This window comes from Duganella sp. GW821-FHT07G03, assembly GCF_059418605.1.
On record NZ_JBWKQE010000008.1, the window covers coordinates 99,955 to 117,371 of the forward strand.

Annotated in this window: 14 protein-coding genes; 9 read left to right on the forward strand and 5 right to left on the reverse strand. The window is 64.2% G+C overall.

Annotated features, from left to right (window positions below; all coding sequences use genetic code 11):
• Nucleotides 1–37: 37 nt before the first annotated feature.
• The 3 genes from AC07OK_RS12960 to AC07OK_RS12970 all read right to left on the reverse strand — a co-directional run bounded on the left by AC07OK_RS12960 (nt 38) and on the right by AC07OK_RS12970 (nt 6,671).
• The gene (locus tag AC07OK_RS12960) at nt 38–2,011 is read right to left on the reverse strand and encodes a hypothetical protein (protein ID WP_494690694.1); all 1,974 of its coding nucleotides are present in this window, start codon (nt 2,009–2,011) and stop codon (nt 38–40) included.
• A gap of 70 nt (nt 2,012–2,081) precedes the next feature.
• A complete protein-coding gene (locus AC07OK_RS12965; protein WP_494690695.1) occupies nt 2,082–4,103 on the reverse strand; it encodes a kojibiose hydrolase in 2,022 nt (673 codons plus the stop codon).
• A 66-nt stretch (nt 4,104–4,169) separates the two neighbouring features.
• The gene (locus tag AC07OK_RS12970) at nt 4,170–6,671 is read right to left on the reverse strand and encodes a TonB-dependent receptor domain-containing protein (protein WP_494690696.1); all 2,502 of its coding nucleotides are present in this window, start codon (nt 6,669–6,671) and stop codon (nt 4,170–4,172) included.
• Between the two features lie 291 nt (nt 6,672–6,962).
• Between AC07OK_RS12970 and AC07OK_RS12975 the strand changes: the two genes are divergently transcribed.
• From AC07OK_RS12975 to AC07OK_RS12985, 3 genes are all read left to right on the forward strand, one after another.
• Nucleotides 6,963–7,919 carry a LacI family DNA-binding transcriptional regulator gene (locus tag AC07OK_RS12975; protein WP_494690697.1) on the forward strand — a complete coding sequence of 319 codons (957 nt, stop codon included), beginning with the start codon at nt 6,963–6,965 and terminating at the stop codon, nt 7,917–7,919.
• 51 nt (nt 7,920–7,970) lie between these two features.
• Nucleotides 7,971–8,477, forward strand: a complete 507-nt coding sequence (locus AC07OK_RS12980) for a hypothetical protein (RefSeq protein WP_494690698.1) — start codon at nt 7,971–7,973, stop codon at nt 8,475–8,477.
• Nucleotides 8,478–8,630: 153 nt separating this feature from the next.
• Nucleotides 8,631–9,890 carry a gliding motility protein GldB-related protein gene (locus AC07OK_RS12985; protein ID WP_494690699.1) on the forward strand — a complete coding sequence of 420 codons (1,260 nt, stop codon included), beginning with the start codon at nt 8,631–8,633 and terminating at the stop codon, nt 9,888–9,890.
• Between the two features lie 114 nt (nt 9,891–10,004).
• On the opposite strand, the gene glmS is transcribed toward AC07OK_RS12985, so the two are convergent.
• Nucleotides 10,005–11,834: a glutamine--fructose-6-phosphate transaminase (isomerizing) gene (gene glmS / locus AC07OK_RS12990; protein ID WP_494690700.1), complete on the reverse strand. Its 1,830-nt coding sequence runs from the start codon at nt 11,832–11,834 to the stop codon at nt 10,005–10,007.
• A gap of 139 nt (nt 11,835–11,973) precedes the next feature.
• Between glmS and AC07OK_RS12995 the strand changes: the two genes are divergently transcribed.
• Complete coding sequence (locus tag AC07OK_RS12995) at nt 11,974–12,426, forward strand: Lrp/AsnC family transcriptional regulator (protein WP_494690701.1); 453 nt, start codon at nt 11,974–11,976, stop codon at nt 12,424–12,426.
• A 371-nt stretch (nt 12,427–12,797) separates the two neighbouring features.
• Here the strand turns inward: AC07OK_RS12995 and glmU are convergent, their stop codons facing one another.
• On the reverse strand, nt 12,798–14,162 hold the full coding sequence (glmU, locus tag AC07OK_RS13000) for a bifunctional UDP-N-acetylglucosamine diphosphorylase/glucosamine-1-phosphate N-acetyltransferase GlmU (protein WP_494690702.1): 1,365 nt from the start codon (nt 14,160–14,162) through the stop codon (nt 12,798–12,800).
• Between the two features lie 40 nt (nt 14,163–14,202).
• Between glmU and AC07OK_RS13005 the strand changes: the two genes are divergently transcribed.
• The 5 genes from AC07OK_RS13005 to AC07OK_RS13025 all read left to right on the forward strand — a co-directional run bounded on the left by AC07OK_RS13005 (nt 14,203) and on the right by AC07OK_RS13025 (nt 17,396).
• Nucleotides 14,203–15,084 carry a DUF6279 family lipoprotein gene (locus tag AC07OK_RS13005; RefSeq protein WP_494690703.1) on the forward strand — a complete coding sequence of 294 codons (882 nt, stop codon included), beginning with the start codon at nt 14,203–14,205 and terminating at the stop codon, nt 15,082–15,084.
• Between the two features lie 53 nt (nt 15,085–15,137).
• Entirely contained in the window at nt 15,138–15,794 is a 657-nt protein-coding gene (gene rsmD / locus AC07OK_RS13010; RefSeq protein WP_494690704.1) for a 16S rRNA (guanine(966)-N(2))-methyltransferase RsmD, read from the forward strand.
• A gap of 108 nt (nt 15,795–15,902) precedes the next feature.
• Nucleotides 15,903–16,400, forward strand: coding sequence for a pantetheine-phosphate adenylyltransferase (gene coaD / locus AC07OK_RS13015; protein WP_026334762.1), 498 nt, complete (start codon nt 15,903–15,905; stop codon nt 16,398–16,400).
• 12 nt (nt 16,401–16,412) lie between these two features.
• Nucleotides 16,413–16,670, forward strand: a complete 258-nt coding sequence (locus AC07OK_RS13020; protein ID WP_494690705.1) for a YfhL family 4Fe-4S dicluster ferredoxin — start codon at nt 16,413–16,415, stop codon at nt 16,668–16,670.
• Between the two features lie 132 nt (nt 16,671–16,802).
• Nucleotides 16,803–17,396 carry a chalcone isomerase family protein gene (locus AC07OK_RS13025; protein ID WP_494690706.1) on the forward strand — a complete coding sequence of 198 codons (594 nt, stop codon included), beginning with the start codon at nt 16,803–16,805 and terminating at the stop codon, nt 17,394–17,396.
• Nucleotides 17,397–17,417: the final 21 nt, after the last annotated feature.

A 17,417-nucleotide genomic window follows, 5' to 3' on the forward strand; every position in this document is an offset into this window, starting at 1 on the left:
GATCGGCGCATGGTGGTGGACGGCATGAGACGCACTGCTACGCGACCATTGTACTGGCGGCCAATGGCGGCCGGACCGCCAGGTAGACCGTGCTCCACAACTGCGCCGCGTTCGATTCGTCGGCGGTGGCGGCGCCCGGTCCGAACGCTTGCATGTGGTAGATGCCGTCCGCCCAGGTCCACGACCACAGCTCGGAATTGCCCTGCGCCTGGGTCGGCAGGATGACGGCCCACAGCGCCTGCTGCGCCTCGGCCAGCAAGGCGCGGGTGCGGTCGGGCAGATCGCCGCGCACCAGTTGTCGCGCCAGGCCGGCCGCCAGCAGCGCCTGTTGCCACGACCACACCACGGCGCCGTGGTAGCGGTCCGGTCCGAACAGCGGCCGCAGCGCGGCGTCGGCATAGGCGCCGTTGGCCACCAGCATGCCGACCCCGGTCATCAGTCCGGCCGGGAAGGGCCGCATGACGGCGGCCAGTTCGCGCTCGATCAGTTCGGCCGGCGGCCGCTGCAGCATCAGCGCAAAGCCCAGGTCGGAATGCAGCACCGGCACCGGATTGCCCTGGGCGTCGAGCGCGATGGCGTTGAACGCCAGCTCGCCGACGCCCAGGCTGGCCAGGGCCGGCGCGGCGTCGACGCCCAGTTCGGCGGCGCAGGCGCGCACGCTGGCGCGCGCCGCGTCGGCGCCGCGGCGCACCGTGAAGTAGCCGGGCACCTGGTCTTCCCACAACTGCGCCAGCGCGGCCGCGGCGCAGTCGTCGTCCAGGTAGGGCGCCAGCAGGCCGCTGGCGTGCAGCGCGGCGATGGCGCGCAGCGCGGCCGGCACCAGGATGGCGTTGACGTTGTACGAGACGACGCCGCCGCCCAGGCCATCCGCGCTGTCGCGCCAGTCGCCGGTCACATGGCCGGGTCTCAGGTGGATCAGCGTGTCGATGCCCGGCCGCCGCGCATAGGCGCCGGCCAGCTGCTGCACCAGTTGGAAATTGCGGCACAGCGCCGCGCCGCGCGGCTGGCCGTCGGCGCCGGGCCCGGCCAGCCACTGCGCCGCGCCGCCGGACTGCTGCAGCAGATAGGCCATGGCCACCGGCGCCAGCATGAAATCGTCGTCGACCATCTTGTAGTCGTACACCGGGGCGCCGCCGCCGCCGTGCAGCAGCGCGCACTCGCCGATGTCTTCCTCGTGGGCGACGGCGCCGTGCGGGTCGAGCCGGTCCAGCACCGACGCCAGCCCGGCTTCGACGGCCTGCGGCGTCAGCGCCGGCATCAGCAGCAATAGCGACATCAGCGTGTCGCGCCCGAAATAGGTGTTGAAGCGCCACGAGCCGGCCAGCAATTTGTCGCGGTAGCTGAGGAAGGCCAGGCTCTGGCGCGCGCGCAGGGTGCCGGCCGCCGGATCGCGCAACAGCTGGGCGGGCGGCAGCGGCTGCAGCGCGGTCTCGCCCGACAGCGCGGTCAGCCGCAAACGCAGGCTCTGGCCGGCCACCGCGCTCAGGGTGATGCGGCCGTGGGCGTCGGTGTCGACCCGGCCGTTCAGCACTTCCAGGCCGATGGCGTAGCCGGCGGCGCCGTCCAGGCGGTCGCGCGACCAGCGCACGCTGTCGGCCGTGAAGTCGATGGCGTTGTGCAGGCCCAGCGGCAGGCGTCTGTCGTGCTGGTAGTCGCGCAACACGCGCGCCGAACTGAGCACGGCGCGGTCGACGGTCAGCATGGCGCGGTCGACGGCGATCTCGGTGGTGATGCCGTACAGCGGGCGGCCCTGGTCGTCGCGGCCCTGCACCGCCTGGATCTGCGCGGCGCCGCTCCACTGCAGCGGCGCCCCGTCCGGCTTGAACCACAGGCCGGTGGCGCTATTGCCGGCCGGGAAGGCGGCCAGCAGGCGCGGCTCCGTGCCGGAGCTCAGCAGCAGGTGGGCGGCGACCGGTCCCTGGCGCAGGAATTCATTGGCGACCAAGCCCTCCGGCAGCGAGAAGCGCAGGGCGGGTTCGGCGGGGTCGGGCAGCGGGTGGATCTGTTCCATCGGGGGATTCCAAAAACGGGTGGGGAAAATCGGCCGGCGCGCACGCCGGCCGGAAAAATGGATGCCGGGCCTAGGGCAGGGTAAACGTCGCACGGTCGACACCGACGCCGCGCAGCTCCAGCTTCTTCCAGCGCTTGGGCAGCGCGGTCTTGCGCTGGCCTATGCCCTGGTCGTCGATATGCAAGCCGCCCAGGCCAAACAGCAGCGCTTGCAAGGTGCCGCCGGCGCCGGTCGCGAAATACGGGTTGCCACCGCCGGGGTATTCCTCCAGCACTCCGAACGGCGCCAGACGCAGGCCCTGGTAGCTGCGCTGGAAGGTGGCGTACGCCTGCTCGGTCTGGCCGGCGCGGGCGTACAGCGTGGCGACGATGGACAACCCCATGGCCGGTCCTTCCGGCGCCAGCCGTGGTGCGTAGTAGGCCAGGTCCTGGGCGACGCGGGCCGGGTCGCTGACGATCGCCAGCGGATAGGCCAGCAGGTTGACGTCGGCCTGCTTGATCGGCACGCCGTCGTAGCTGGCGTTCTCGCGGGTGGTGCCGTCGGCGAAACGCAGGATGGGGATGTTGGCGGCCACCAGCTCCCAGTCGGGATCGGGCGCGATGCCCAGTTCGCGCGCGGCCTGGCCGGCGTAGCGCAGCACGGTGATCGCCATGCCGTTGGTGAAGGCGTTGTTGTCGATGTTCTCCTGCCACTCGTTGGCGCCGATCACGTTGTTGATCTCGTAGCGGCCCGGGCCCTGGCGTTCGACCCGGCTGGCCCAAAAGTCGGCCACTTCCTTGAGCATCGGATAGCCGCGCTCCCGCAGCCACTGCTTGTCGTGGGTGACCTGGTAGTACTTCCAGAAAGCCCAGCCGACGCAGCCGGTGATGTGCTGCTGGAACGGTCCGGTCAGCGCCGGCACCGGCGTGACCTCGTGGCCCTCGCTGGCCGACTCCCAGGGGAACATGGCGCCGCGGTAGCCGTGGTTGCGGGCGTTCTCGCGCGCCGCGCCGAGGCGCTGGAAACGGTATTCGAGCATCGATTTGGCCAGCTCGGGCTGGAGCGCCAGCAGCGGCGGCAACATCCACAGCTCGGCGTCCCAGAACACATGGCCGTTGTAACCCAGGCCGGACAGGCCCATCGGCGAAAGGCTGAAGGCCGTGCCTTCGCGCGCGAACGAATACAGGTAGTACAGCGCCAGGCGCATGTCGCGCTGGGTTTGCGGATCGCCGTCGATGACGATATCGCTGCGCCACAACTGGTCCCAGGCCCGCAGGTGGGCCGCCATCAGCCGCTCGCGCCCCTGCAGCGCGGCGTACACGGTCAGGCGCTCGGCCTCGTTGTGCGGGTCGGCCAGGTGGGCCGAGGTCAGCATCGACCCGACCACCGAGAAGCGCAACGTCTCGCCGGCCTTGAGCGTCCGGCTGAATTTGGTCGCATGGCTGTTGTAGTCGCCGTCCTCATGCACCAGCTCCGGCTGGACGCCGGGCTCGAAGATGAAGCTGACGGCGGCGGCGATGGTGTGCCGGCCCGACGGGCTCTTGCCCACCGAGCTCATGAGCGGAATGCGCGCGTGCGGGCGGTCGATCTGGGCGTACAGGTTCTTGACGTCGCGCAGGATGTCGGGCGCCGCGATCAGCGCCGACGGCGTGACCGTGGTGGCGCGCCGCGCCGTGATCTCCACCGTGGCCAGCGCGGTGTAGGGCAGCTGGCGCAGGGCGGCGATGCTGTGCCTGACGTGGACCGTGTCCTTGAGGTCGAACTCGGTGACCAGCAGCGCCCGCTTCATGTCCAGCGTTTGCCGCAGGCCCGACACGTGGGCGGCGTCGGCGCGCTGGCCATCGACGTCGAGCTTGACGTTCATGAAGTTGAAGCCCTTCAGGATGTTGTCGACCCGGCCGCGGCCGTAGGTATCGAAGGCGCCGTTGAGGACCACTTCGCCGATCTGCATCGGTTCGGCCGAGGACACCAGGCCGAGCATGCCATTGGCGAGCGTCACGCCGTGATAATGGGCCGGATCGATGGCGGACGCGACGATGGTCCAATCGTCCTGTGCGCCGGCCTGAACCGCCGAACCGAGCAGCAACGCTGCAATGCTGAGGTATTTCATCATGGATGGATTCTTCCGCCGGGAAAAAAAACCGGCTGACGCGGGCGCCAGCCGGCCAAGGACGCACATTTAGAACGATGCCGTCAGGCTAAACTGCATATTGCGGCCCAGGATGGCGCGGGCAAAGAAATAATTGCCGCCGGCGACTTCGGTGAATCCGGCGCGCGGATTGCCCTCGGTCAGGCCGATGGTGTTGGTCAGGTTCTGCACGCTCACGTTCAGCGCCAGCGTCGGCGTCAACTGGTAGCTCCCGCCCAGGTCCACCGTGTGGTAGGCCGGCAGCACGAAGGAGTTGGCGGCATCGGCGTAGCGCTTGCCGATCTGGTGGTACGACAGGTAGACCTCGCCCTTGTTATCCGGCAGCAGCAGGGCCGGCGTGATGGTGTAGTTCTGGTCTGGCGAGCGCTCGGGATGCGAGCCCAGGTTGGCGGTGTTGATGGTCGAGGCCGACGGTCCGCTGACGCTCTTGATGTTCATCGACGATTTCTGCACCACGCCGGTCAGGTTGACCCGGGCGTAGCGCAGCGGCTTCCATTGCAGCTCGTATTCCAGGCCGTTGACGATGATGTCGCCGCCGATCTTGGTTTCCAGGCTGTCGCCCTCGAGCAGGCGGCTGAACTGGTAGTTCTTGAAGTTGGTGCGGAACGCCGTCAGCGAGGCGGAGAAGCCGCGCCGCTGGTAGCGCGCGCCCAGTTCGCCAAAGCTGATGTGGGTCACCGGATTCTCGTTGTTGGCCTGGTAGCTTTGCGAATAGCGCGCATAGGCCGCCAGGTTGTCGTTGATCAGGTAGTTGGCGCCGGCCGTGGCCGAGCTGTGGTTGGCGGCGCCGTTGTCGACGTAGTCGTACTGGCCGTTGAAGGCCGGCATGGTGTTGTTGACCATGATGTTGTCGGCGTCGCTGCCGTCCGGCTTGCTCGATCCCGGGATCGCCACGGTCGAGCCCTGCGGACGCCATACACGGTAGTGGAAGTGCTCCAGGCGCATGCCGGCGTCCACCCGCAGGCGCTCGTTGAACTGGTACTCGTCGTTCAGGTACAGGTTCTGCGACGACAGCGAGGAGCGGCTCAGGCCCACGCCCCACGGGTTGTATTCCAGCACGCCCTTGTCGCTCAGCTGGCCGACCACCTTGCCGGCGCCGTCGATGGCGACGATGTCGAGGCGGGCCGGGTTGTTCCTCACCTCGCCCAGGAAGCGGGTGTTGCCGTCGTTGCCGCCCTGTTCATCCTGGTCGATGGTCAGCAGGCCGGCGGTCAGGCTGTTGCCGGCCGCGCTCCAGGTGACGCTCAGGTCGTTGACGAAGTTCTGGCGGTAGGCGCGGTTCTTGGCCGAGATGTTATCCGTCAGCAGGCCGTTGCCGCTGACGTTGGCGAGATTGGCGCCGGCGTACACGGTGCCGCTGGCCACGCCGCGGATGGCCGCCGTGGTGCCGGGGAAGCGCGCCAGCATGGCCTTGATGTCGCCGTTGGTGGCCGGGTTCAGACGGTCGGCGGCCGAGCGCATGCTGTTGTTGTCGAAGGTGAACACCGCGTTGAAGTCGTTCTTGAAGTCGGTGTAGCGGCCCTTGGAGCGCACCGTGACGGCGTCGTTCAGGCGCTGTTCGAAGTTGTAGCCGATCGAGGTCGATTTGGTGGCGACGCCGTCGTTCAAGTCGTTGGTCTGGACGCCATTGGAATTGCGGCCGGCCTGGACGCCGTTGTCGGCGCTCAGCAAGGTGCCGTAGTTGCCGTTGAAGCCAGGCACCGGCTGCGGATTGGACGGATTCTGGAACGGGGTCGGCAGCAGGAAGGTGTTGTGGTCGTTGACCAGCTTGAGATTGACGCTGAATTCGCCGTCGCCCCATTTGCGTCCCACATAGGCGCGCAGCAGGCCGCCGTGGTCGGCGGTGAAGCCGATGTCGCGCACCGAGTCGGCTGTGCGGTAGAAGCCGCCGAAGCCGGCGTACCAGCCGTTGCCGAGCGCGCCGCCGTAGCGCAGGTCGATGCGCTTGGTGCCATAGTCGGAACCGGTCAGGCGGATCGCGCCCTCCGGCGCATCCTTGGCGCGCACCGTGATGAAGTTGACGGTGGCGCCGGCGCCGTTGACCGTCAGGATGCCGGAGGTGCCGCCGCGCACCGCTTCCATGCGGTCGATCGACAATTCCTGCTTGAGGACGGTGTCGGCCAGGCCGGGATGGTAGAACACTGGCAGCCCGTCCTCGGACAGCTGGACGAAGTTCTGGCCGCCGCCGGCCAGGCCGCGCACCGTGTAGTTGTTGGACACTTCGCCGCCGGAGTCCTCGACCATCATGCCGGGGATCAGTTCCAGCGCGCTGGCGGTGCTGCGCGGCGCCTTGCGGTCGAGGTCGGCGCGGTCGGCGCTGGTGACGGCCACCGAGCTTTCGCGCACGGTGCGCTTGAGCGAGGTGTTGCCGGTGACCACTACCTGGTTCAGCTTGTCGTCGGCCCGGCCCTGGTCGGCGCCGCTGGGGGTGTTGTCAGCGGCAGGGGCGACTTCCTGCGCCTGTGCCTGGTGCGTCAACGCCCAAACGGCCAGCGTGATGGTGGACAGCAAAAAACGCTTGTGATTCTTCATTTTTGTCTCCGTCTATTATCTTTTTAACTATAACTGTATAAGCGGTCGCTGCGGCATGGCGGTGATCGGCACTGACGGGTTGAGGCATTTTCCGAAATTATCGATTGAGCAACCGGTGCTTCTTATGTGCGCAACCGGTTGCGCAACGAAATAATTATGCAGCGTTCCAAACTTATTTGCAATTCATTCCGCTTCAACGATGCAATTAGCAACACATGCGGCGAAACCGGCAAATGGCGGTATCATGCCGCTTTTGGATGCCATGCCAGGGCCGGGGGAAGCGCAGTGAAGATGACGTTGGACCAACTTGCATTGAATCTCGGCTTGTCCAAGGGCACGGTCAGCCGCGCCCTGAACGGCAAGGGCCGCATGGCCGAAGAAACCCGTCAACGCATCCTGGCCGCGATGGACGCCTCCGGCTACTCGCCCGATCCGACCGCGCGCGAATTGAGCCGGCGTTCGCGCCACAGCGTCGGCATTTCCCTCAGCAAGGGCGGCTTCGGCCCTTATTTCACCTTGTTCTGGCGCGCCCTGGTGCAAGTGGCCGGCGAGCGGGGCACCCGCTTCGTCGAGATGAGCGCGCCGCTGGAAACCTATGCCCGCCTGCCGGACGCGGTGCTGCTGCATAACACCGAAGCGGTGCAGGAGCGCCTTGCGCTGCTGGCCCAACGCAAGGTGCCGGCGGTGGTGCTGGGACATCAACCGAACGCAGCCTTTGTCGTGCCGGACGACGCCGGCGGCGGCGCGGCCGCCACCCGCTGCCTGCTGGAACTGGGCCACCGAACCATAGGCTTTGTCGGCATGCCGACCGCGCAGCAGTCCGACGTCGACCGCCGCCACGGCTACCGCACGGCGCTGACGGCGGCCGGCATCGCGCTGCGCCCGGAGCTGGAGCTGGACGGGCAGTTTTCGGTGTTGGGCGGTTATCGCGCCGTGCGCCGCGCATGGGAGGGCGGCTTGCGCTTCACCGCCTTGTTCTGCGCCAGCGACGAAATGGCGATAGGCGCCATCGGCGCGCTCGAAGACCTGGGTTTGCAGATGCCGCAGCAGGTGTCGGTGGTCGGTTTCGACGGCCTGCCGGGTCTGCCATACGAGTTGACCACAGTGGTGCAGGACATCGAACGCATCGCCGTGGAAGCCATCACCCTGGCCGAACAGCTGATCGACGGCGGACCGCTGCGCGAAATCGTGGTGCCGGTGCGACTGCATTTGGGCGCCACCACCGCGGTATGCACGCGGCCGGCGTAGTGCACGGACGGGTACAATAGCAAAAGATCAACAACCACCCTGAGGATAACCATGCGCATTTCGCAGGCAGTACGTTCCAGCTTGACCCTGATTGCCACCTTGCTATTCGCCGGTTGCGTCGCCATCGTGCCGCAGTCCGGGCCGGCGCAGTCCAGCGGCAGCGCCAACGGCGGCGGCCCGCCGTTTTGCCAGAGCTCGCCGGATGGCAAGTCGGTGGCCTGCGGCAGCGCCGCCGTGTTCTGCCAGAAATCGTCCGACGGCAGCGCGGTTGCCTGCGGCGGCAAGGCCGGTTTCTGCGAGACCTCGTCCGACGGCAAGCAAGTCGCCTGCGGCGGCGCGGCGGCGTTCTGCGCCAAATCGAAGGACGGCGACAAAGTGGCCTGCGGCGGCGCCGCGCCGTTTTGCGAGAAGTCGGCGAATGGCCAAAACGTCGCCTGCGGCGGCAAGGCGCCATTCTGCGAGCACTCGGCCGACGGCCACCAGGTCGCCTGCGGCGGCGCGGCGCCGCTCTGCCAGGCTTCGCCCGACGGGTCGTCGGTGGCCTGCGGCGGGCAGTAGCGCCCGGTCGCCTACCGGAAGCGGCACTAGAGAAAAAACGCTCGTGTCGCCTTTTCCGCATTCTATTCCCGCCAAATTGCAGTGCGTCGTCGCGGCCTCGACCTTGTGGTTTAACCAATTATCATGGCGTCTCCAAATCCAAGGAGACACCTGATGAAACTGAGCACTTTACTGAGCGCGACCCTGTGCCTGTCCGCCGCCATGTGCGCAGCGCAGGCGCAGCAATCGCCGCGCCTGCTGGCCAACGCCGCCGGCACCGCGCTGGAGAAGAAGGACTACGCGGCGGCAATCAGCGCTTACCGCGCCGCGCGCGAGGGCGGCTATCGCGACGCCACGCTGATGTACTTCCTGGCCGACGCCTACCTCAAGACTGGCAACCACGCGGAGGCGCTGGCCGCACTGGAACGCGGCGTGGCCGAAGGCATGCGGCTGGCCGACGTGCTCAACGAGGACCCCGAGCTTGCGCCCCTGCGCGGCAACCCGCGCTGGCCGGCCATCGTCAAGCGCGCCATCGCCAACGAAGAGGCCTACCAGGCCGCGCACGCGGATCCCGGGCAATTCAAATTCATCACCAACGACATCGACCGCTTCTGGAAAGTCTACGAGCAACTGCCGGCGTCCAGCGCGCCGGCGCAGCTGCTCGACCAGCAGTACCTGGACGCCGGCAGTGTCGGACTGCAGGGCTTTGTCGCGCACCGTATCGTCAGCGGCGCCAACCTGTACGCCACCATCAGCAAGCGGCCCAAATACTACGCGGCGATCCGTCCGCTGACGCTGCAAGTGAACCAGTCGGAACCTGCGGTGCGCGCGGCGATGCGCAAGTTCAAGAGCATGTACGACAAGGCGACCTTTCCCGATGTGTACTTCCTGATCGGCACCATGAATTCCGGTGGCACCGCCTCGCAGGATGGTCTGCTGATCGGCACTGAAATGTTCACCATGGCGCCGGGCGTGCCGACCGACGAACTGACGCCGTGGCACAAAAACGGCATCAATTCCTTTGCGCTGATGCCGTCGCTTGTTACCCACGAGCTGATGCACTTCCAGCAAAAGATGTCGCCACAAAATCTGCTGGGCCACGCCATCAAGGAGGGCGGCGCCGACTTCGTGGCCTCGCTGGTCGTCCAAGGCAACTTCAACGAAAAACTCTACGCCTACGGCTACGCGCACGAGGCGGAACTGAAGCAGGAATTCTTCGTCGCCATGCAGGGCAGCGACCTGAGCAAATGGCTGTACGGCGGCGCCAACGAGGCGAGCGGACGTCCGGCCGACCTGGGCTACTTCATGGGCTTCCGCATCTGCCAGGCCTACTACCAGAACGCCAAGGACAAGAAGCAGGCCATCGTCGACATCCTCAACGCCAGGGACTTCGAGCGCCTGCTGGCCGACAGCGGTTACCAACGGCCGCAATAACCGCGCCTTACAGCAAGAACATGCGACTTAAATAAAAAACGCCGACCTCTATGGGGTCGGCGTTTTCGCTACGTCTTTGTTGGCCGAAGCTGAGTCTACGTGACTGCCGTCAAATTACTCAACCGTAACCGACTTCGCCAGGTTACGCGGCTTGTCCACATCGGTGCCGCGTGCCAGCGCCGAGTGGTAGGCCAGCAGCTGCAAGGACACCACGTGCAGGATCGGCGACAGCAAACCATAGTGCTCCGGCAGACGGATCACATGCACGCCTTCGCCCGAGGTGATGCGCGAGTCGACGTCGGCAAACACGTACAGCTGGCCGCCGCGCGCACGCACTTCCTGCATATTGGACTTCAGCTTTTCGATCAGCGCATCGTTCGGGGCGATGGTGACGACCGGCATTTCTTCTGTCACCAGCGCCAGCGGGCCGTGCTTCAGTTCGCCCGCTGGATATGCTTCGGCGTGGATATACGAAATCTCTTTCAGCTTCAGCGCGCCTTCCAGCGCGATCGGGTAGTGCATGCCGCGGCCAAGGAACAGCGCGTTCTCCTTGCGGGCGAAATCTTCCGACCAGGCGATGATCTGCGGCTCCAACGCCAGCACGGCGGAGATCGCTACCGGCAGGTGGCGCATGGCTTTCAGGTGCTGCTCTTCTTCCTCTTCGCTCAGGCGGCCATTGACTTGGGCCAGCGACAAGGTCAGCAGGAACAGCGCGGCCAGCTGGGTGGTGAAGGCCTTGGTCGAGGCCACGCCCACTTCCACGCCGGCGCGGGTGATGTAGGCCAGTTTGCACTCGCGCACCATGGCGCTGGTCGAAACGTTGCAGATCGTCAGCGTGTGTTCCATGCCCAGGCTGCGCGCGTGCTTGAGCGCGGCCAAGGTGTCGGCGGTCTCACCGCTTTGCGAAATCGTCACCACCAAGGTGTTCGGGTGCGGCACGCTGTCGCGATAGCGGTATTCGCTGGCGATCTCGACATTGACCGGGATCTTGGCCACCGATTCGATCCAGTACTTGGCGGTCAGGCCGGAGTAGTAGCTGGTGCCGCAGGCCAGGATCAGCACGCGGTCGATCTGCTTGAAGACGTTGTAGGCGCCGTCGCCGAACAGTTCCGGCATGATGCCGGTGACGCCTTCGAGCGTGTCGCCGATGACGCGCGGCTGCTCGAAGATTTCTTTCTGCATGTAGTGGCGGTATGGGCCCAGCTCGGCCGCGCCGGTGTGCGCCTGCACGGTCTTGACTTCGCGCGTGACCGGCTTGCCGTCGACGTCGACGATCCAGGTGCGGCTCAGTTGCAGGTCGACCACGTCGCCTTCTTCCAGGTAGATGATCTGGTCGGTGGTGCCGGCCAGCGCCATCGCGTCCGAAGCGACGAAATTCTCGCCCTGGCCCAGGCCGACGATCAGCGGCGAGCCCTGGCGCGCGGCGACCACACGGTGCGGCTCTTCGCGCGAGAACACGGCGATCGCATAGGCGCCATGCAGGCGCTTGACGGCTTGCTGGACGGTGTCGAACAGGTCGCCGTTGTACATATGGTCGACCAGGTGGGCGATCACTTCGGTGTCGGTCTGGCTCTGGAAGACGTAGCCGAGCGCGGTCAGTTCGGCGCGCAATTCGTCGTGGTTTTCAATGATGCCGTTGTGAACCAGCGCGATGCGCGCCTGTTCGGTGGTCGGCGAGAAGTGCGGGTGGGCATTGTGCGAGGCCGGCGCGCCGTGCGTGGCCCAGCGGGTGTGGGCGATGCCGGTGAAACCTTGCATGCCGACTTCGGCGATCTGCTTTTCCAGGTCGGCCACGCGCGAGGTGCTGCGCGAACGCTGCAACTGGCCATCCACGTGCAGGGCGACGCCGCAGGAGTCGTAGCCGCGGTATTCCAGGCGCTTCAGGCCCTCGATCAGGATGGGAGTGATGTTGCGTTGCGCTACCGCGCCGACGATGCCGCACATAGAAAACCTCGCTAAAAATAAGTGTAGCCATGCTAGAGCAGTACTTCTGAAATATGCTTTCTAAATCCTGTATATTTTGGAATATTCTTTCATTACGCTGAAAGCGTGAAATATTATTTCATTTTTTAGGATTATTTTTATGGATGAAGTGGATCGTCGCATTTTGAATGCGCTGCAAGTTGATTCGTCGCAAACAAACAGCGAGCTGGCGCTGGCGGTCCATGTTTCCGCGCCGACTTGTTTGCGCCGGGTCAAGCATCTGACCGAGAGCGGGGTGATCCAGCGCCAGGTGGCCATCGTGGCGCCGGAGAAGGTCGGGCCCAGCCTGACGGCGATCGTGGAAATCTCACTGGATATCCAGGCCGCCGAGCGCATGGCCGAGTTCGAAGCCCACGTGGCGGCCGACGAGGCCGTGTTGCAATGCTACCGGGTGGCGCCGGGGCCCGACTTCGTGCTGATCGTCCAGGTGGCCGACATGCCGGCCTATCACGCGCTGGCGCACCGCCTGTTCGTCACGCAGACCAATGTGCGCAATGTCAAAGCCTACTTTTCCACTTTCCGCAGCAAATTCGAGACGCGGATCGCGGTTTAGCCACTTATCCCCGCCTTGTTCAGGTGCTTTTGCACAGGCTTATCCACACCGGGCAAAACGCAGGAAATGTTTTCCCGCGTTTTCCATGGCTTTTCCCAGGGCTTTACACTGACTTATACCCAAGCTTATCCACAGTAAAAAGTTATCCTGCCTTACTCACATGATTTCCCACAGGCTTATCCACAGCCCAAGGTAGATCGCGGCTGCAGGCCGTGGCAAGCGGTCACTTTTTTGATGCAAGGGAAGTTGTCCCGCAGTTTTCCCGGGCTTATACGCCACTTCCTCAGGGCTTATGCGCAAGCTTCTCCACATTGTTATCCACAAATAAAAAAACCGGGACGTATCCCGGTTTGGCGTTGAGTGCTGTGCTATTACTTCGGTTTTTTGACCGGGCGGCTCCAGCCCTCCACAGTGATCTGGCGCGCGCGGGAAATCGTCAGCTTGCCGGCCGGCGCATCCTTGGTCAGCGTGGTGCCTGCGCCCAGCGTCGCACCCTTGCCGACGGTCACCGGAGCGACCAGCTGGCTGTCGCTGCCGATAAAGGCGTCGTCTTCGATCACGGTACGGGACTTGTTGACGCCGTCGTAGTTGCAGGTGATGGTGCCGGCGCCGATATTGACGCGCGAACCTATCGTCGCATCGCCGATGTAGGCCAGGTGGTTGGCCTTGCTGTGCGCGGCGATCTGACCGTTCTTGATTTCGACGAAGTTACCCACATGCACATCCTCCGCCAGCACGGTGCCGGGACGCAGGCGCGCATACGGGCCGATGATGGACACTTCCCCCACCACCGCCTCTTCGATATGGCAGAACGGCTTGATATGCGCGCCGGCCAGGATGCGGGAATTGATGATCACGCTGTGCGGTCCGACGCGCACGCCGTCGGCCAGCTCGACCTTGCCTTCAAACACGCAGCCGACGTCGATGGTGACGTCGCGGCCGCAAATCAGTTCGCCGCGCACGTCGAGGCGGGCAGGGTCCATCAGCGTCACGCCCTGTTCCAGCAATTTCAGGGCGATATTGCCTTGGTGGATGCGTTCCAGTTCGGCCAATTGCACCTTGCTGTTCACGCCGGCCACTTCCCACTGGGCCGACGGCTGGGCCGACACCACAGGTACGCCGTCCGCCACCGCCATGGCGACGATGTCGGTCAGATAGTACTCGCCCTGGGCATTGTTGTTCTTCAGCGCGCCCAGCCATTGCTTCAGGCGCGCGGTGGGCACGACCAGAATGCCGCTATTGATCTCTTTAATGGCACGTTCGGCTTCGTTCGCGTCTTTTTGCTCGACGATGCGCACAATCTTGCCATTTTCACGGATGATGCGGCCGAGCCCGGTAGGATCGTCCTGCACCACCGTCAGGATGGCCAGCTTGTCGTTGCCGGCCACGTCCACCAGCGCTTGCAGCGAGGCAGAAGTGGTCAACGGCACGTCGCCGTACAGGATCAGGGTGGCGGCGCTGTCGTCCAGTTCAGGCAAGGCCTGCATGACGGCATGGCCGGTGCCCAGCTGCGGTTCTTGCAGTGCGGTGGCAACCTTTTCCGGCTGCGCGGCCAGCATCTCCAGCACCGCAGCGCCCCCATGTCCGTAAATCACGCATAATTGGCTGGCAGACAAGCTGCGCGCCGTATCCAGAACGTGCGACAACAGCGGCTTGCCCGCCAGCGGATGCAACACTTTCGGCAACGCGGATTGCATGCGCTTGCCCATGCCGGCTGCGAGGATAACTACGTTCATAGGTGCCAAATCACAGAGTTAATCAAAGCGAAAGTTTAACATGCCAGATAACTACAACCGCGCACTGCGCCGCCTTTTCCTGATCGTGCTGATGGTGGTCCTGGCCGGATGCAGCTCGCTGCGCCTGGTCTATAACCACGGCGATACACTGCTGTACTGGTGGCTGGACGCTTACGTCGACTTCAATGCCGATCAAAAAGGCTGGGTCAAGAAGGATATTGACGAGCTGTTCCGCTGGCATCGCAAGACCCAGCTGCACGACTACGTGCAAATCCTGCAAACGGGACAGCGCCAGCTGGCCGGCAACCCGACGGCGGCCGATCTGGTGGGCGACTACGACGAGGTCAAGAGCCGTACCCAGCTGCTGCTGTTCAAGGCGCTGCCGGAACTGGCGGACCTGGTGCGCTCGCTGCAACCCGGACAGATCGCCGCGCTGGATAAGAAGTTCAGCGCCAATAACGCCGAGTTCCGTAAGAAAAACATGAAGGGCGACACGGACGCGCAACTGAAGTTCCGCTATAAAAAATCGATGGAGCAATTCGAGCTATGGTTCGGCAACTTCAGCGCCGAGCAGGAAGCGCAGATCCGCAAGGCTTCCGATGCGCGCCCGCTGGACAACGACATCTGGCTGGACGAGCGCATGCGCCGGCAGAAAAACATTCTGACGCTGGTGCAAAAGGTGCAGCGCGAAAAGCTGAACAAGGAAGCGACGATGGCCTTGATCCACGCGCTGATCAAAGACTCCTTCGACCGCCTCGAACACTCCGAGCGCAAGCAATTCTTCGACGCTTATGAAGCTTCCACGGCGCAGCTAGTCTTAACCGTCATCAAGATCGCCACGCCGGCCCAGAAAGCTCACGCGCAGAAGCGCATGCAAGGCTGGATCGACGACTTCAACAACCTGGCGGCGGAACCCCGCTAAGGCCCGTATGGTATAGTGGCTCCTGTTGAATCAATGACTTAGAACACAGCCACATGCCAAAAAAGCCCGCCAACAAGCCCGCGAAACCAGCCAAAGTACCGGTCCACGGTCCCCAGCACAGCAACCAGGTGCGCATCATCGGCGGCGCCTGGAAGCGCACGCCGCTGCCGGTGCTGAGCGCCTCCGGCCTGCGGCCGACGCCGGACCGCGTGCGTGAAACCGTCTTCAACTGGATCAATCACCAGCGCGACGGCAATTGGGCCGACGCCCAGGTGCTGGACTTGTTCGCCGGCAGCGGCGCGCTGGGTTTCGAGGCGGCCAGCCGCGGTGCGCAAGCGGTGACGATGATCGACACCGTGGTGCCGGTGGTGCGCCAGCTGGAAGACATCAAGGCCAAGCTCAAAGCCGAGAACGTGCAGATCATGCGCGCCGACGCCCTGGCCGTGGCCCAGTCGGCCGCCATGCGCGGCCAGAAATTCGACCTGATCTTCCTCGATCCGCCCTACCAGCAGGAGTTCCTCGAACGCTGCCTGCCGTTGTGCACGCGCATCTTGAAAGAGGGCGGCCTGATCTACGCCGAATCCGGCATGGCGCTGGCGTTCGACGAGGGCGATGCGCCGGAGTGGATGGCGCCGTGGGAAGTGCTGCGGGCGGACAAGGCCGGGATGGTGTTCTTCCATTTATTAAAGCACAAGCAAACGGCAGCTTGAACGGCCCGCATTTGCCGCTAAAAGGGCTTCAAGCAGCCCCAAATTAAGGCAAACAGGGATTTTCAGGCATAATGCGCGTTCTATATTGGTGCACTGCAAGGAGCCGCGATGGTAGTAGCCGTTTATCCAGGAACTTTTGATCCGTTGACCCGTGGTCACGAAGATCTGGTGCGTCGCGCATCCGGTCTGTTCGACACGCTGGTGGTGGGTGTCGCCGACAGCAAGAACAAGAAACCGTTCTTCTCGCTGGAAGAGCGCCTGACCATCGCCAACGAAGTCCTGGGCCACTATCCCAACGTCAAGGTCCAGAGTTTCTCCGGCCTGCTGAAGGATTTCGTGCGCGAGCATGACGCCCGCGTCATCGTGCGCGGCCTGCGCGCCGTGTCCGACTTCGAATACGAGTTCCAGATGGCGGGCATGAACCGCTACCTGCTGCCGGACGTCGAAACCCTGTTCCTGACGCCGTCCGACCAATACCAGTTCATCTCCGGCACCATCGTGCGCGAGATCGCGGTGCTGGGCGGTGACGTGTCGAAGTTTGTTTTCCCATCGGTCGACCGCTGGCTGCAAAAGAAAATTGCCGCCAACGCCGCCGCCGAGCAATAAGCGAGTTCCATCATGGCCTTGATGATCACCGACGACTGTATCAATTGCGACGTTTGCGAGCCTGAGTGCCCGAACGACGCGATCTACATGGGCGCCGAAATTTACGAAATCAATCCGGACAAATGCACCGAGTGCGTCGGCCATTTCAATGAGCCGCAATGCCAGCAGGTGTGCCCGGTCAGCTGCATTCCCTTCAATCCCGCCTGGCGCGAGTCCGAAGAGCAATTACGCGACAAATTCGACCGTTTGCAAGCCGCCAGCAAGGCCTGACGAGCCTAAAAAAGCATGACCGTGCGGCCAAATTGCGCCGCCACGCGTTTTTGCGCGACTCCCGGTGGTATATTCCAGCAACGCCTACATCGCGGGCGAGATGCTGGCATCTATCATCCTCGGAGACAACTCATGAATCGCAGAAATATCATCAAGAGCCTGATGGCGGCCGCCTTCCTGGCGGGCAGCTTCAGCCTGCCCGCCTTTGCCGCCGTGGAAGTGGCCGGCGTTAAATTCGACGACACCATCAGCGTTGCCGGCAAAGAACTGAAGCTGAACGGCGCCGGTCTGCGCACCAAGGTCATCTTCAAGGTCTACGCCGCCGGCCTGTACCTGACCGAAAAGAAAACCTCCGTGCCGGACGTGCTGGCCACCCAGGGCCCGCGCCGCGTGTCGATCACGATGCTGCGCGAAGTGAGCTCGGAAGACTTCGGCAAAGCCTTCCTGGAAGGCCTGAACAACAATACCGACAAGAACGAACGCAGCAAGATCGCGCCGCAAACGATGAAGTTCGGCGAAGTGTTCGCACAGATCCAGGCGCTGAAAAAGGGCGACCAGATGCTGCTGGACTGGACCCCGGGCGAGGGCACGCAGTGTTATCTGAACGGTAAGAAAATCGGGGAATTGATGCCGGACATGGCGTTCTACAACGCCGTGCTGCGCATCTGGCTGGGCGACCATCCGGTCGACAGCTCGCTGAAACCTGCCCTGCTGGGCGAGAAGTAATGCTGCGGCGCGGTACCGGCG

Excerpts from the sequence above, each read along its gene's own strand:
- AC07OK_RS12975 (WP_494690697.1), top strand. The coding sequence starts at position 6,963 with ATGACGTTGGACCAACTTGCATTGAATCTCGGCTTGTCCAAGGGCACG.
- coaD (WP_026334762.1), top strand. The coding sequence starts at position 15,903 with ATGGTAGTAGCCGTTTATCCAGGAACTTTTGATCCGTTGACCCGTGGT.
- glmU (WP_494690702.1), bottom strand. The coding sequence starts at position 14,162 with ATGAACGTAGTTATCCTCGCAGCCGGCATGGGCAAGCGCATGCAATCC.
- AC07OK_RS13025 (WP_494690706.1), top strand. The coding sequence starts at position 16,803 with ATGAATCGCAGAAATATCATCAAGAGCCTGATGGCGGCCGCCTTCCTG.
- AC07OK_RS12965 (WP_494690695.1), bottom strand. The coding sequence starts at position 4,103 with ATGATGAAATACCTCAGCATTGCAGCGTTGCTGCTCGGTTCGGCGGTT.
- AC07OK_RS13005 (WP_494690703.1), top strand. The coding sequence starts at position 14,203 with ATGCCAGATAACTACAACCGCGCACTGCGCCGCCTTTTCCTGATCGTG.
- rsmD (WP_494690704.1), top strand. The coding sequence starts at position 15,138 with ATGCCAAAAAAGCCCGCCAACAAGCCCGCGAAACCAGCCAAAGTACCG.
- AC07OK_RS12960 (WP_494690694.1), bottom strand. The coding sequence starts at position 2,011 with ATGGAACAGATCCACCCGCTGCCCGACCCCGCCGAACCCGCCCTGCGC.
- AC07OK_RS12995 (WP_494690701.1), top strand. The coding sequence starts at position 11,974 with ATGGATGAAGTGGATCGTCGCATTTTGAATGCGCTGCAAGTTGATTCG.
- AC07OK_RS13020 (WP_494690705.1), top strand. The coding sequence starts at position 16,413 with ATGGCCTTGATGATCACCGACGACTGTATCAATTGCGACGTTTGCGAG.
- AC07OK_RS12980 (WP_494690698.1), top strand. The coding sequence starts at position 7,971 with ATGCGCATTTCGCAGGCAGTACGTTCCAGCTTGACCCTGATTGCCACC.
- AC07OK_RS12985 (WP_494690699.1), top strand. The coding sequence starts at position 8,631 with ATGAAACTGAGCACTTTACTGAGCGCGACCCTGTGCCTGTCCGCCGCC.
- AC07OK_RS12970 (WP_494690696.1), bottom strand. The coding sequence starts at position 6,671 with ATGAAGAATCACAAGCGTTTTTTGCTGTCCACCATCACGCTGGCCGTT.
- glmS (WP_494690700.1), bottom strand. The coding sequence starts at position 11,834 with ATGTGCGGCATCGTCGGCGCGGTAGCGCAACGCAACATCACTCCCATC.